13 protein-coding genes are annotated in these 13,911 nt (G+C 65.5%); 1 reads left to right on the top strand and 12 read right to left on the bottom strand.

What is annotated here, in order from left to right:
- Positions 1 to 10: 10 nt before the first annotated feature.
- From BMZ48_RS01945 to BMZ48_RS01895, 11 genes are all read right to left on the bottom strand, one after another.
- On the bottom strand, positions 11 to 1,000 hold the full coding sequence (locus tag BMZ48_RS01945) for an ATP phosphoribosyltransferase regulatory subunit (protein ID WP_091530963.1): 990 nt from the start codon (positions 998 to 1,000) through the stop codon (positions 11 to 13).
- A 10-nt stretch (positions 1,001 to 1,010) separates the two neighbouring features.
- Positions 1,011 to 1,202, bottom strand: coding sequence for a DUF2065 domain-containing protein (locus tag BMZ48_RS01940; protein ID WP_091530958.1), 192 nt, complete (start codon positions 1,200 to 1,202; stop codon positions 1,011 to 1,013).
- Positions 1,199 to 2,050 carry a protease modulator HflC gene (hflC, locus tag BMZ48_RS01935; RefSeq protein WP_091530954.1) on the bottom strand — a complete coding sequence of 284 codons (852 nt, stop codon included), beginning with the start codon at positions 2,048 to 2,050 and terminating at the stop codon, positions 1,199 to 1,201. Before hflC ends, BMZ48_RS01940 begins: the two co-directional genes overlap by 4 nt.
- A gap of 14 nt (positions 2,051 to 2,064) precedes the next feature.
- Positions 2,065 to 3,210: an FtsH protease activity modulator HflK gene (gene hflK / locus BMZ48_RS01930; protein ID WP_091530950.1), complete on the bottom strand. Its 1,146-nt coding sequence runs from the start codon at positions 3,208 to 3,210 to the stop codon at positions 2,065 to 2,067.
- Between the two features lie 131 nt (positions 3,211 to 3,341).
- The gene (gene hflX / locus BMZ48_RS01925) at positions 3,342 to 4,664 is read right to left on the bottom strand and encodes a ribosome rescue GTPase HflX (protein WP_091530946.1); all 1,323 of its coding nucleotides are present in this window, start codon (positions 4,662 to 4,664) and stop codon (positions 3,342 to 3,344) included.
- 49 nt (positions 4,665 to 4,713) lie between these two features.
- Positions 4,714 to 4,983 (bottom strand): RNA chaperone Hfq, encoded by a 270-nt coding sequence (gene hfq, locus BMZ48_RS01920; RefSeq protein WP_091530943.1) that lies wholly within the window; start codon positions 4,981 to 4,983, stop codon positions 4,714 to 4,716.
- Positions 4,984 to 5,069: 86 nt separating this feature from the next.
- Positions 5,070 to 6,005 carry a tRNA (adenosine(37)-N6)-dimethylallyltransferase MiaA gene (miaA, locus tag BMZ48_RS01915; RefSeq protein ID WP_091530939.1) on the bottom strand — a complete coding sequence of 312 codons (936 nt, stop codon included), beginning with the start codon at positions 6,003 to 6,005 and terminating at the stop codon, positions 5,070 to 5,072.
- Complete coding sequence (gene mutL, locus BMZ48_RS01910) at positions 6,005 to 7,771, bottom strand: DNA mismatch repair endonuclease MutL (protein ID WP_091530934.1); 1,767 nt, start codon at positions 7,769 to 7,771, stop codon at positions 6,005 to 6,007. The genes miaA and mutL overlap by 1 nt, the downstream gene beginning before the upstream one ends.
- A gap of 105 nt (positions 7,772 to 7,876) precedes the next feature.
- Positions 7,877 to 9,109 (bottom strand): N-acetylmuramoyl-L-alanine amidase, encoded by a 1,233-nt coding sequence (locus BMZ48_RS01905; RefSeq protein WP_091530930.1) that lies wholly within the window; start codon positions 9,107 to 9,109, stop codon positions 7,877 to 7,879.
- A 94-nt stretch (positions 9,110 to 9,203) separates the two neighbouring features.
- On the bottom strand, positions 9,204 to 9,674 hold the full coding sequence (gene tsaE / locus BMZ48_RS01900; RefSeq protein ID WP_091530926.1) for a tRNA (adenosine(37)-N6)-threonylcarbamoyltransferase complex ATPase subunit type 1 TsaE: 471 nt from the start codon (positions 9,672 to 9,674) through the stop codon (positions 9,204 to 9,206).
- A complete protein-coding gene (locus BMZ48_RS01895; RefSeq protein WP_091531863.1) occupies positions 9,671 to 11,143 on the bottom strand; it encodes an NAD(P)H-hydrate dehydratase in 1,473 nt (490 codons plus the stop codon). The genes tsaE and BMZ48_RS01895 overlap by 4 nt, the downstream gene beginning before the upstream one ends.
- A gap of 40 nt (positions 11,144 to 11,183) precedes the next feature.
- On the opposite strand from BMZ48_RS01895, the gene queG reads away from it, so the two are divergent.
- A complete protein-coding gene (gene queG, locus BMZ48_RS01890; RefSeq protein WP_091531860.1) occupies positions 11,184 to 12,263 on the top strand; it encodes a tRNA epoxyqueuosine(34) reductase QueG in 1,080 nt (359 codons plus the stop codon).
- On the opposite strand, the gene pgi is transcribed toward queG, so the two are convergent.
- Entirely contained in the window at positions 12,257 to 13,879 is a 1,623-nt protein-coding gene (gene pgi / locus BMZ48_RS01885; protein ID WP_091531857.1) for a glucose-6-phosphate isomerase, read from the bottom strand. The genes queG and pgi overlap by 7 nt on opposite strands.
- Positions 13,880 to 13,911: the final 32 nt, after the last annotated feature.

Raw genomic sequence — 13,911 nt, 5'->3', positions numbered from 1 at the left:
CCCGGCGCAGTTAGGTGGAAGAACCGAGCCTGAGCAGCTCGTTGAGATCGGCAGAAAAGCCGGTCGCCGGGCGTGACACGCCGAACTCGGCGCCGACACCGTCGTAGCGCCCGCCACGCGCGATCTCGCGACCGTGCCCGGGCACGAAGGCGGCAAACACCATGCCGGTGTGGTAGCGGTACCCGCGCAGCTCGGCCAGATCAAGATGGACCGCCGTGCGCGGCGACAGCTCGCGCAGCTTATCGATGGTGCGCTGGAGTGCGTCGAGCGCCTGTAGCACATCGCCGCCGGCGGGTTTGAGCGTTTCCCGCGCACGGGCAATGACCGATGCGTCGCCGTTGAGATCCATCAACTCGGCAATCGCTGCGGCAGTGCGTGTTGCAAGACCTCGCGCACGGGCGAATTCGGTCAGATCCGGATGCGATTTGCGCTGCAGGATCTCGAACAACACCGCCTCGTCGTCGGCGGCAAGCCCGGATTCGGCGATCAACGCACGGTAGATGCCGACATGCCCCAGGTCCAGATGGGCATTGCGCACGCCGGCCAGGCGTAGCGTGCGCAGCATCAGCTCGAGGATCTCCCAATCGGCATCCAGCTCCGACAGACCGAAGATCTCGCAGCCGACCTGGCGCGGCGAACGCGAGCCGCCGAGACTGTCGGCCTGGGTGCGCAACACCGAGCCGAGATAGCACAGCCGTACCACCGGTTGATCCGCGTAGCGCCGCACGGCGATGCGCGCCGCCTGTGGGGTCATGTCCGCACGCAGCCCGAGGAGGCGACCACTGGCCGGGTCCGTGAGCTTGAACGTTTGCTGCTCCAACCCCTGGGCCGTGCCCGTCAACAGCGTGTCCAAATGCTCGATCAGCGGCGGCAGGATCAACTCATAGCCGCGCTTGCGGTAATGGTCGAGCAGCTTGCGGCGCAGCGCTTCGAGTTGCCATGACAGCGGTGGCAAGGCCTCCTCGACACCCTCGGGCAGCATCCATCGCTTGATCGACATGACGACCGCCTCAGGCCAGGTGCAGCAGCAGAACGCCGCCGAGCATGCTCGCCAACCCGATCAGGCGCAGGCTAGACCCTTGCATCTGCGCCATCGTCAGCAGCATACGCCGCCACCGCGACGGCATCGCGAACGGCAGCAGCCCCTCGATGACCATGACCAATCCCAGCGCGCGCAGGAGCTCGGCCCAATCCAGATTCACTTCGCCCCACCGTTGAAATACTGGAAGAACGGCCCTTGCGGCTGCACCACCAACAGATCCTGACCACCGCCGAAGCTGTTGCGATAGACGTTGAGCGAGCGATAGAAGCTGTAGAACTCGGGATCCTGACCATATGCCTTGGCGTAGATCTCGGCGGCCTTGGCATCGCCCTCACCGCGCAGTTGCTCGGCGGTCTTGTAGGCATTGGCGAGGATGACCTGGGCTTGACGGTCGGCATCGGCGCGGATGCGCTCGGCTTCTTCGGCACCGCGGGCGCGCAAGTCCGCCGCCACGCGGGCACGCTCGGCACGCATGCGGTCATAAACGGATTCGCTGACCGCTTGCGGCAGGTTGATCGACTTTATGCGGACATCGACGATTTCGATGCCGAGCTCGGCCACATTCTTGACGACCTTGCGCTCGAGCTCTTGCATGATCACGTCGCGCTCGTCGGACACCGCCTGCTGGATCGTGCGCGAACCAAATTCGTCACGCAGGCCGCGGTTGATGATCGCCGACAAACGATCCATCGCTACCAGTTCCTGACCGCCGGTTGCGCGGTAATAGGTCGCAGGATCGGCGATACGCCATTTCACGAAAAAGTCGACCTCGACGTTCTTTTTCTCGACGGTCAGAAAGTTCTCGGTCTGATTGTCCAGCGTCAGCAGGCGACCGTCGAACTTGCGCACAGTATGGAAGAACGGGATCTTGATGTGCAGGCCCGGCGAGAACTGTGCGTCTTTGAGCTCACCCACCTGGAACAAAATGGCCCGCTCACGCTGATCGACGATAAAGAACGTATTGGAGACGACCAGCAACGCCACCACGACGGCGACGGCCAAAGTCATCGGACTGATGTTTTTCACTGGCGCCCCCTTTCGCGCGAGCGCGTGGTATCAGGACTGGGTACGTTGGTATTGCCGCTGCGCGGTGCCGTAGGCGACGGCGCGGTAACGTAGTCGGACGGAGCTTCGCTGCGTGGCAACGCACGCAAGAGCTGATCGAGAGGCAGATACAGCAACGGCGAACCCTTGTCGACATCGATCAGCACTTTGTTGCTACTGCCGTAAACGGCATTCATCGTATCCAGATACATACGCTCGCGCGTCACCTTCGGTGCCTTGCGGTATTCCGCGAGCAGCTGATTGAAGCGCGCCGCATCACCCTCGGCCTTGGCCACCACCTGGTCACGATAGCCCGCCGCTTCTTCGATCTGGCGCGCCGCCGCGCCGCGCGCACGCGGCAGACGGTCGTTGGCATAGGCCTCGGCTTCGTTCTTGAGCCGCTGCTGGTCCTCGCGCGCCTTGATCGCATCGGCGAACGCTGCCTGGACCGGCTCGGGAGGCTGCGCCTGCTGCAAATTGACTTCGGTGACGATCAGGCCTGTTTTGTATTCGTCCATGCGCTCCTGCAGCAACATCTTGGTCTTGTCGGCGATTTCCTGCCGCCCTTCGGTCAGGATGAAATCCATTTTCGACTGACCGACGACCTCCCGGACCGAAGACTTGGTCGCCTGACGCATGGTCAGATCGGGATCGGCCACATTGAAGACGTAGTCTTCGACCTTGGAGACGCGATACTGCACGGTGAGCTCGAGATCGACGATGTTTTCGTCCTGGGTCAACATCGTCGCGCGGTCACGCGTGGCACGCACACCGGTGACGTTGACGATCTCCTCTTTCTCGATCGGCCAGGGCAAACGCCACTGCAGACCCGGATCCTTGGTGGCAACGTATTGGCCGAAACGCAGAACGACGGCGCGTTCCTGCTCATCGACGACATAAAACCCAGAAGCGATCCACAGCAGGCCGACTGCGATGACGATCAGCCCGACAAAACTGCCTGGCAGACCGCCACCGGGCTTGGTGGTGCCGCCGGCGCCGCGACCATTGCCGCCGAAACGGGACCTCAAGCGCTTGAGCAACTCGTCGAGATCAGGCGGGCCATCGCCGCGCTTGGGACCCTGATTCCAGGGGTCGCGGCCGGGTCCAGGCTCATTCCAGGCCATTGAACGCTCCAGACATGGATTCGGTATCGGTGGGCTCCATCCGGCGCGCGGATGGAGCGGTCATCGGATTTAGTCGTGCACGCCGCGGCTGCGGCGGACGAAACGAGCGGATTCTAGCAGGCTGTCCGCCATCATTGCGTCGCTGCATGCACAGAGGGCGCCGCCATGCGCACCTGGGCATCGACATCGACGCGCAGACCAGCATCCCGACACAGCCGCTGCAGTTGTGCGGCCGGCAGTGCCACCCGCAGATGGAAATTGCCGCCGTCGTCTAGGCGTTCGTCGAGGACGGCGTTGCATGCAAACAGCTGCGCGCGCAGCCGCGCGGCCTGCGGCGGCAACACGAGCTCACGCACCTGGGGAACCCGTGCAAGCCGTTCGGCGATCGCTTCGCGCAGCAATTCGAGCCCGGCGCCGGTACGCGCGGAGACGAAGACGCGGTACGCAACGCCCTCGTCATCGCGCTCGATGCGGGGCGTTTCCTCGGCACGCAAATCGATTTTGTTGAACACCTGCAGCCGGGGCACGCCACCCGCGCCGATCTCATTGAGCACGTCCTCGACCTGTGCGATGCGCGCCATCCGTTCCGCATCGGCGGCATCGACCACGTGGAGCAGCAAGGCGGCTTCGCGCGCCTCTTCGAGCGTGGCGCGGAACGCCGCGACCAGATCGTGCGGCAGATCGCGGATGAATCCGACCGTATCCGCAACGACGATCGGATCGCCCGCAGCCAGCGGCATGCGCCGCACCGTCGTATCCAGCGTTGCAAACAGGCGGCTGGATGCGTATGCGGTATCGCCGGTCAAAGCATTGAACAACGTTGACTTGCCGGCATTGGTATAGCCCACTAGCGAAACCGTTGGCACCGCATTGCGTTCACGCGCGGCACGGCTGCGCGCACGGCGGCTGCGCACGGCCTCGAGCTGGCGCTTGAGCGAAGCGATGCGGTCGCGGATCAAGCGCCGGTCGGTCTCGAGCTGGGTTTCGCCAGGGCCACGCAGACCGATGCCGCCGCGCTGGCGTTCGAGGTGGGTCCAGCCGCGCACCAGGCGCGTGGCGATGTGCTGCAACTGCGCCAGCTCGACCTGCAGCTTGCCCTCGTGCGAACGTGCGCGTGTCGCAAAGATATCGAGAATCAGCCCCGTGCGATCGAGCACGCGCGCCCGCAGCAGCTTTTCGAGGTTGCGTTCCTGACTCGGCGAGAGCGTGTGATTGAAGATGACCAGCTCGGCCCCCTGCGCGGCCACCGCCGCCGCCACTTCCTCGGCCTTGCCACTGCCGATGAACAGCCCCGGGTCGGGCTTGTGGCGGCTGCCGCCGATCACGGCCAGCGCCTCGGCGCCGGCGGAGCGCGCGAGTTCGATGAATTCCTGACGGTCGGACTCGTAGTCGGTACCGGGGAACTCGAGGTGAACCAGAATTGCCTTCTGGCCGGCCTTGGGGCGCTCGAACATCAGGTCCAGTCAGCGTGGGCCGCAGCGGCACATCTGGCGCCGGAGGGCATCAGGCGGCCGGGGCAGTTCCGCTGTCCTGGCCTTCACCGCCTTCGTTGCCAGGCTCATAAAGCCGTACCGGGCGCGACGGCACCACCGTCGAGATGGCGTGTTTATAGACCATCTGGCTGACGCTATTGCGCAACAGGACGACGAAAGAATCGAAAGATTCGATCTGCCCCTGCAGCTTGATACCGTTCACGAGGTAGATCGAGACGGGAATGCGCTCCTTGCGCAGGGCGTTGAGGAATGGTTCTTGTAACGTATGACCTTTGGACATCGGACTCACCCTGTTCTGTAGTATCCGGCCGCGGCCAGACCGCGACCCGCCCGTCATCTGGGTAGGTGCAGTGTAGCATGCGCACCTCAAGCCGATACCACAGACCGCAGCAGCGCCTCCAGCGCCTGGGGCGCCTGTGGGTCGAGCACCTGCGCGTCGCGCTCGCTGCGCAGCCAGGTGAGCTGGCGTTTGGCGTACTGACGGGTCGCCGCGAGCGCCCGCTGGATCGCCTCGTCGAGTGAACATTCACCGTCGAGGTATGCCCATAGTTGACGATAGCCCACCGCGCGCATCGAGGGCAGATCCGGCGTCAGATCGCCACGGGCGCGTAAGCGTCGCACTTCGTCAAGAAAACCCTGCGCCAGCATCTCCTCCAGCCGACGACGGATCCGTGCGTGCAGCCAGGCGCGGTCGTGTGGCATTAGAACGAAACGGCACACGCGCCCTTCGATGCCCGCGGCACACGGCCGCGTCTTGAGCGCACTCATCGGCCGACCCGTCAACTCGACGATTTCCAGCGCCCGTTGGATGCGCTGCTGGTCGTTCGGGTGTAATCGTCGCGCGGTTTGCGGATCGAGGGCAGACAGCCGTGCATGCAGCGCCGGCCAGCCTTCTGCCCGGGCCTGTGCTTCGATCCGCGCGCGCAATGCGGGATCTGCAGACGGTAATTCGCTGAGCCCGTCGATCAATGCCCGGAAATACAGCATCGTGCCCCCGACGAGCAGTGGCGTGCGTCCGCGGTGCCGGATCTCGGCGATCAGTCGCCGGGCATCCTCGGCGAACCGCGCCGCGGAATAGGATTCCGCCGGATCGAGGATATCGATCAGGTGATGCGGTACGCGTGCGCGCATCTCGACGGACGGTTTGGCGGTACCGATGTCCATGTCGCGATAAACCTGCGCCGAGTCGACGCTGATGATCTCGACCGGCATGTGGTCGGCGAGCGCCAGCGCAAGCCCGGTCTTGCCCGATGCCGTGGGCCCCATCAGCACGATCACCGGCGGTGGGCTGGCCCCGGACATCAGCGACCGCGCAGAAAGAGGCGATCGAGCTCGCGCAGACCGACCTGCACCCAGGTCGGGCGGCCATGATTGCACTGACCGGAAAGCGCGGTGGCTTCCATGTCGCGCAGCAAGGCATCCATTTCGGCGAGGGTGAGGCGGCGGTTGGCCTTGATCGCCGCCTTGCAGGCAACATCGGCGAGCACGCGGTACTGGGCCTCGATGACTTCATTGAAATGCTGCGCGACCTGGTGACGCTCGTCGTCACGCACGAGCCCGCGTATCAGGCCGGCGACATCATCGCCACCCAGCAACGGCGGTACCGCACGTACGCACACGGTCGTAGGCCCGGTGCGGTCGATCTCGATGCCGCAGCGGTACAGCGCCGCGCGGCGTGCCTCCAGGGCATCGGCCTCGTCCTCATGCAGGGTCAGCGTCTGCGGGATCAGCAAGGCCTGCGCCGGGATCCCGCCGCCGTCCAGCTGGCGCTTCATCCGCTCGTAGAGCACACGCTCGTGCGCGGCATGGGCATCGACGAGCACCAGCCCGTGCCGGTTCTGCGCAAGGATGTAAACGCCGTGCAGCTGGGCCAGCGCATGGCCGAGCGGTGGCTCGTCCGCCATCCCGGCGGGGGTCGGGGACACAACCGGTTCGACGTAAGCCGCAGAGGGTTCGGCCAGATGCGGGATCTCGGGCTTGACCCGAACATCCAGCGCATACGGCAATGCCGGCTGCGGCGGAGCGGGCACGGCTGCGTCCAGCACGACGCGGTGGTGCCGCACCGGATCGGGACGCAGCCCGCGCAGCGCCTGATGCACCGCGCCAAACAGCAGATCATGCACGCGCGCGGCCTCGCGGAACCGCACTTCGGTTTTCTGCGGATGTACGTTGACATCGACCAGCGTCGGGTCGATTTCCAGGTACAGCACATACGCCGGATGATGTGTCGAGTGCATGACATCGGCAAAAGCGCGGCGCAGCGCGAACGCCGCCAAACGGTCGCGCACGAAACGACCGTTGACGTAGAAAAACTGCAGGTCCGGCTGCGAGCGCGCGAAACTCGGCAAGCCGATCCAACCATACAGCCGCATCCCCAAGCGGGATGCGTCGAGCTGCTGCGACTGAGCGACGAACTCGCCACCACAGATGGCCTCGATGCGCGCCTGGCGCGTCGCCTCGCGGTCGGCCGCGGCCAGATCCAACACCCGGCGCTGGTTGTGTTTCAGTGAAAAAGCAACCTCGAAATGCGATAGCGCGATCCGCTCCACTGCCTGCTGCGCATACCGGAATTCGGTACTTTCGGTCTTGAGGAACTTGCGCCGTGCCGGTGTGTTGAAGAATAGATCGCGCACTTCCACGCCAGTCCCGGGCGGATGCGCCGCCGGAACCGGCGCAGCGCTGTCGAGCTTGCCTTCGCCACCGAGCATCCAGGCGTGCGCGTCCTGTGCGGTCCGCGAGGTCAGCCGCATGCGCGAAACCGACAGGATGCTCGGCAACGCTTCGCCGCGAAACCCGAGGCTGGCGATGCGTTCCAGGTCACCCAGACTTGCGATCTTGCTGGTGGCATGCCGCTGAAATGCCAGCGGCAACTCATTCTTGGGAATTCCTGCGCCGTCATCGCGCACGCGAATGAGGCCGATACCTCCTTGTTCCAGCTCGATGTCGATACGCCGCGCCCCGGCATCGAGACTGTTCTCGATCAGCTCCTTGACAACGGCGGCGGGGCGTTCGACCACCTCGCCGGCGGCGATCTGGTTGATCAGTTGATCGGGCAGAATGCGGATCATCCGGACAGTTTACGGCGTTGCCGAAACCCTCGGTCCGGCACCTGGCGAAGGTGGTTCACCCAAAGACGCTTTGCGCAAGACCGCACCAGCGCGCGATGAAGCGCGCTAGCGAGAAATGCCCTTGGGGTACTCCGCGGCTTGCAGTCGCTCGCTGGTGAGAGCGTTGCGGCTGACGTACTGGGGTTCGGCCTCTGCCTCGACCGTCTGCTGCCGCGGCCGGTAGCTGTGGAAATACCCCTTGATGCCCTGGAAGATCTGCTCGGCCAGACTCGCCTGGAAAGCACCGGAGGCGAGCAACCTCTCCTCTTCTGCGTTGGTGATGAATGCCGTTTCGACGAGTACCGAAGGAATGTCCGGCGCCTTGAGCACGGCAAAACCGGCCTGCTGGACATCGGGCTTCTGCAAGCGATTGATCTTGGCCATCGACTGCAGGATGCGGCTGCCGACGTCGAAGCTCGCTTCCATCGTCGCACCCTGCGACAGGTCGATCAGCACAGCGGCGAGCTCGTGGTCCTTGTCCTGCAGATGGACGCCACCGACCAGATCGGCGGCGTTCTCTTTCTGCGCCAGCCAGCGCGCATGCTCGCTGGTGGCGCCGCGCTCGGAGAGCACATAGACGGCGCTACCGCGCATGTCGCGGCGGGTGAAGGCATTGCAGTGGATGGACACGAACAGATCCGCCTGGTGCTTGCGGGCGATGTTGACGCGTTCCCGCAAGCCCACGTAGTAATCGCCGTCGCGCGTCAACACGGCGCGCATGTTCGGCGTATCGTTGATCAGTTTGGCAAGCTTGCGCGCAATGCGCAGTGCGGCATCCTTTTCCAGCAAGCCGCTGGGGCCACGCGCGCCCGGGTCTTCCCCGCCATGCCCGGCATCGATGGCCACGACGATGGTTTCATCGCGCGGCGGGGCGCCCCTCGCCTGCTCGGCCGATCCGGCAGCCGGCGGCTGCGTTGGCTGTGGCGACGCCAGATCGATGACCAGGCGGTGACCATAATCGGCGCTCGGCGGCAGGACGAAACCGGTTGCGAATACCGGCTGATTGACGTCGAAGACGACGCGCATGGCATCCCCACGCTGGGCGCTGCGCACACGCGCCACCACACCCTTGCCGGTGACGGCATTGAGTCTGGCGAGCGCACGCTGATCCAGGCCCTCGATGTCCACGACCACGCGGTCGGGATCGGACAGGGTGAACAGCGCATGCTTGACATCTCCGTCGAGATCGAACACGACACGGGTCGCCTCGGGGCCTTCCCAGAGCCGCAGCTCGCGCAGCTCCGCCGCCGTGACCCACGGCGCCATCAGCATGAGTGCGACGGCCCAAGCCCAACGCATGCCCAAATCCCGAACGGTTTGGACGGAAATTAACCGGTATCACCTGCAAAAGCAAGATGCATTTCCCGTACAAACATCAAGATATCGCATCTTTTTAATTTAGATCCTGCAAAGTTCGGTATAGCGCGCAGACCAGCGCGCTCTCTCCGCCGATACGCAAAACCCGATGCGCGCCGTCGTGCGCGAGCTGTAACCGCAGCGTGGGAGTCGGAAGCGAATCCCCTGCGCGCTGCGGCCATTCGACCAGCCACACCGTGCGCTCGGGCGGATAGCTGTCGAGGCTCAGCTCCCACAACTCGGCCGGATCGCGCAACCGGTACAGATCCATGTGCAACACGCTGCGCATGCCGATGGCATAGGGTTCCAGCAGGGTATAAGTGGGGCTGCGGACGGGCTCGGTCACCCCCAGCGCGCGCAAAAACCCGCGCGCCAAAGTGGTCTTGCCGGCTCCCAGTTCTCCTTCCAGATAGATCACGGCGCCCGGCCGGTCCTCGAGAATGTGGGCCAGCGCACGGCCCACCGCCTCGGTATGGGCTGCGTCGAGCAAACGGATAAGGTCATTCATGATGGATTGAGCACAGTGCGCAGACACCCGATCAAATCCTGCGGCAACAGACCACGCTCGCCCGCGACGGCGGCGTGATCGCCGGCACAAGCATGCGCAAGCACGCCCAGCCGCGCGGCCACCGGTGCCTCGAGGCCCTGAGCCCACAGTGCGGCGACGATACCGGTGAGCGCATCGCCCATCCCGCCGACCGCCATGCCCGGATTGCCGTACGGACAGACACTGACCGGCGGGCCGCTGACGAGGCTACCCGCCCCTTTGAGCACGATGGTGCCGCCGTAGCGATGCTGCAGCTCGGCGAGCGCGCCGAGCCGGTCGGCTTGGATTTGCGCGCTCGAGCACTGCAGCAGCCGCGCCGCCTCACCTGGATGCGGCGTCAGGATCCAGTGCTCGCGGTGCCGCGGCGTGCGGGCGAGCAGGTTCAGCGCATCGGCATCGAGCAGCAAGGCGGCGTCGCTCGCGAGTACGCGCGCAAACAGCGCCCGCGCCCACTCGTCCTGACCGAGCCCCGGCCCCAAGACCACGACGTCTGCACGCGAAAGCAGGGCATCAAGCGCATTGCCGGTATCCACCCCGTGAACCATCAGCTCCGGCTGCGCCGCCGTCAGTGCCGCGGCATGCTCGGGGCGGGTCGCCAGGCTGACCAGCCCGGCACCGCTGCGCAGCGCCGCACGCCCGGCGAGCAGTGCGGCACCTGCCATGCCGCGATTGCCTCCGATGATCAGCACGTGGCCAAAGTCGCCCTTGTGCGCGCCGCGGGCACGGCGCCCAAGCCGGACCAGTTCGGCTTCATCCTGCAACTCGGCAACTGGTACCAGCTCGCTGGAAAACCGGGGGTCGATTCCCAGATCGTCGAACAGCCGCTGTCCGGCGCAATCGGGCCCTTGCCCGGTCCACAGGCCGAACTTGTTGCCGATGAAGCTCACGGTGACATCGGCCTGCACGCAGGCTCCGGGCGCATGCCCACGGCTGGCATCGAGCCCTGAAGGCACGTCCACGGCGAGCACCCGCGCCCCGCGCATCCGCGCCGCGTTGATCGCGGCGATGGCAGCGGCGATTGCGCCCTCCGGCGCGCGCGACAACCCGGTCCCGAGGAGCGCATCGATGACCCAGTCGCACTCCGGCAGCACCGCTGGGCAGGGCGCCACGACGTGGCCTGCAGCACTCCAGGCTGCATAGGCACGCGCCGCCTCGCCACGCTGCGGCACTCCGCCGACGGCATACACCCAGACCGTTGCCTGCGCACGCTGCGCCAGTTGGGCGATCTCATAGCCATCGCCGCCGTTGTTGCCGGGCCCGCAGACGATGACGATCCGGCGCGGCACGCCATGATGCGCAACCAGTGCACGCCAGCAGGCGGCGGCCGCGCGTTGCATCAGTGCGTAGCCATCGATACCAGAGGCGATCACGCGATGATCGAGGGCGCGCACCTGTTCGGCGACGTACAATCGGGTCCGGATATCCTGCATCGTCACAACAGTATAGAGCGCCGTGTCTGCGGCGACCCCGATGAATCCGGCTCTGGATCACGAGTTGCCTGCACGTATCGTGCAATGGGCGCGCGAGCTCGGTTTCTCCGATGCCGGCGTCTCGACGCGTGAACTCGATCAGGACCACGCCCATCTGCGTGCCTGGCTCGCCCAGGGCCGTCATGGCGGCATGGCTTACATGGCGCGCGACCCGGCATTGCGCGTCGAGCCCGAGCGCCTGCAGCCGGGTACGGTCAGTGTCATCAGCGCGCGCCTGCCCTACCGCAGCGCCCAAGCGGCCGATCCGGCGCAGGTGCTGGCCGATGGCACGCGTGCCTATATCTCACGCTACGCACTCGGGCGCGACTATCACCGGGTCGTGCGCGCACGCTTGCGCAAGCTGGCGCAACGGATCGAACAGGCCATCGCGCCGCATGGTTACCGGGTGCTCTGCGACAGCGCACCCGCGCTGGAAAAAGCGCTGGCCCGCGACGCACGCCTGGGCTGGATCGGCAAACATACCTTGCTGTTGCATCGCGAAGCCGGCTCGTGGTTTTTTCTCGGCGAGATTTACACCGATTTGCCGCTGCCCCCGCCGCGGACGCCGGCGGTCGAGAACGCCTGCGGCCGCTGCAGCGCCTGCATGCGCATCTGCCCGACGCAGGCCATCGTCGCGCCTTATCAGCTCGACGCCCGCCGCTGCATCTCATACCTCACGATCGAGCATCACGGACCGATTCCGCTCGAACTCAGGCCCTTGATCGGCAATCGCATCTTCGGCTGTGACGACTGCCAGCTCGTGTGCCCCTGGAACCGGCACGCGCAACTGTCCGCCATACCGGACTTCGCGCCGCGTCACGGACTCGATGCCGCCCGCCTGGTCGACTTGTTCGCCTGGAGTGAGGCCGAGTGGCTGGCGCGCACCGAGGGCATGGCTTTGCGACGCACCGGTTATACGCGCTGGCTACGCAATCTCGCGGTGGCGCTGGGCAATGCGCCGACGTCGGCAGAGGTGGTCGCCGCGCTCCGAGCCCGCGCTACGCATCCCGATGCAGTCGTGCGTGAACACGTTCACTGGGCACTTGCCCGTCACGGCGAGTCGGCCGCGCACGGTCAGTGATTCATCGCCCCGATGCGCTGGTACAGGGTCTTCGTCGAAGCATCCATCATCTCGATACGCGCCGGATCGAGAATCTGCTGCGCGAGCTGCTTGCCCAGTTCGACGCCCCACTGATCGAAGGGATTGATGTCCCAGATCACACTCTGCACGAATGTGCGATGTTCGTAGAGCGCGAGCAACGCACCCAGGTGATAGGCATCGAGGCGCGGCAACAGCAAGGTGTTGCTCGGCCGGTTGCCCGGAAATACACGATGCGGCACCGCGGCGTCGAGCGCCTCGCCGGCAAGCCCCTGGGCTGCGAGCTCGGCACGCACCTCGGTCGCCGTCTTGCCGCGCATCAGCGCCGCTGACTGGGCGAGACAGTTGGCAACCAGCATGCGCTGCATTTCCGGATAGGGATGCCCGGCCTCGACGGGCAGGATGAAATCGACCGCATGCACGGCCGGCCCCTGATGCAGCATCTGGAAATAGGCATGCTGGGCGTTGGTACCGACACTGCCCCACAACACCGGCGTCGTTGCATGATCGACCGGCAGTCCGGCCCGGTTCACACCCTTGCCGTTGGATTCGAGTTCAAGCTGCTGCAACCAGCCGCAGAACAGCTCCAACCGCTGTGCATACGGCACGACGACCTGGCTTGCGCAGCCGAGGAAGTGGGTGTTCCAGATGCCGAGCAGACCCATCAACACCGGCAGATTGCGCTCGGCTGGTGCCTCGACAAAATGCCGGTCGAGTGCATGTGCACCGGCGAGCAAGGCGTCGAAGCGCTCCGGACCCAAGGCGAGCACGATGCTCAGCCCGACTGCGCTCCACACCGAGTAGCGTCCACCAACCCAATCCCAGAATTCGAACATGTGGGCCGGATCGATGCCAAAGGCTGCAACCCTGGCTGCATGCGTCGATACGGCGACGAAATGCTTGGACACCGCCGCTTCTCCCAGTGCGGCGACCAGCCATTCGCGCGCACGCTGGGCGTTGGCCAGTGTCTCCTGTGTCGAGAACGTCTTGCTGGTGACGATGAACAGCGTCGTTTCCGGCCGCAGGCGCGCCAGGGTATCGTGCAACTCGGCGCCATCGACATTGGCGACGAACCAGGGGCGTGGCCCGTCGATCTGCGGCGCCAGTGCCGCGCACACCATGCGCGGACCGAAATCCGAACCGCCGATACCGATGTTGACGACGGCCTCGAAACGCGCACCGCGCGCGCCACGGCGCTCGCCGCTGCGCACGGCTGCGGCAAAGGCATACATCCGATCGCGTACCGCATGAACGGCAGCCGACACCTCACAGCCATTGGCGACAAACGACACACCCCGGGGCGCGCGTAGCGCCATGTGCAAGGCGGCACGCTGCTCGGTGTGATTGACCGGCTCGCCGGCAAACAGGCGCCGCCGCCAACCGGCCAGATCCTGCTGCTCGGCGAGATGCAGCAATGTCCCGAGCGCACCGGCATCGATACGCTGCTTGGAGTAATCGAGATACAGGCCGCAGGCTTCGGCAGCAAACCGCTGCGCGCGCGCCGGGTCCCGCGCGAATAGCGCGGACAGATGCACCTCGGCGAGGCGGGCGGCATGCCGGCGCAGATCCTGCCAGGCGGGCGTGCTGGTCGGTGACATCGGATAGCCTCGGATCGAACCGGCCGACAGGC

Origin of the sequence: Fontimonas thermophila (assembly GCF_900113085.1) — a bacterium.
GTDB classification, from domain to species: Bacteria; Pseudomonadota; Gammaproteobacteria; order Nevskiales; family Nevskiaceae; genus Solimonas; species Solimonas thermophila.
This window is presented reverse-complemented; position numbering and strand designations above follow the sequence as displayed.

What these genes read in the sequence shown, in the direction of transcription:
- hflX (WP_091530946.1), bottom strand. Translation starts at nt 4,664, where the DNA reads ATGTTCGAGCGCCCCAAGGCCGGCCAGAAGGCAATTCTGGTTCACCTC.
- BMZ48_RS01945 (WP_091530963.1), bottom strand. Translation starts at nt 1,000, where the DNA reads ATGTCGATCAAGCGATGGATGCTGCCCGAGGGTGTCGAGGAGGCCTTG.
- mutL (WP_091530934.1), bottom strand. Translation starts at nt 7,771, where the DNA reads ATGATCCGCATTCTGCCCGATCAACTGATCAACCAGATCGCCGCCGGC.
- BMZ48_RS01895 (WP_091531863.1), bottom strand. Translation starts at nt 11,143, where the DNA reads ATGCAGGATATCCGGACCCGATTGTACGTCGCCGAACAGGTGCGCGCC.
- hflC (WP_091530954.1), bottom strand. Translation starts at nt 2,050, where the DNA reads ATGACTTTGGCCGTCGCCGTCGTGGTGGCGTTGCTGGTCGTCTCCAAT.
- hfq (WP_091530943.1), bottom strand. Translation starts at nt 4,983, where the DNA reads ATGTCCAAAGGTCATACGTTACAAGAACCATTCCTCAACGCCCTGCGC.
- hflK (WP_091530950.1), bottom strand. Translation starts at nt 3,210, where the DNA reads ATGGCCTGGAATGAGCCTGGACCCGGCCGCGACCCCTGGAATCAGGGT.
- pgi (WP_091531857.1), bottom strand. Translation starts at nt 13,879, where the DNA reads ATGTCACCGACCAGCACGCCCGCCTGGCAGGATCTGCGCCGGCATGCC.
- miaA (WP_091530939.1), bottom strand. Translation starts at nt 6,005, where the DNA reads ATGTCCGGGGCCAGCCCACCGCCGGTGATCGTGCTGATGGGGCCCACG.
- tsaE (WP_091530926.1), bottom strand. Translation starts at nt 9,674, where the DNA reads ATGAATGACCTTATCCGTTTGCTCGACGCAGCCCATACCGAGGCGGTG.
- BMZ48_RS01905 (WP_091530930.1), bottom strand. Translation starts at nt 9,109, where the DNA reads ATGCGTTGGGCTTGGGCCGTCGCACTCATGCTGATGGCGCCGTGGGTC.
- queG (WP_091531860.1), top strand. Translation starts at nt 11,184, where the DNA reads ATGAATCCGGCTCTGGATCACGAGTTGCCTGCACGTATCGTGCAATGG.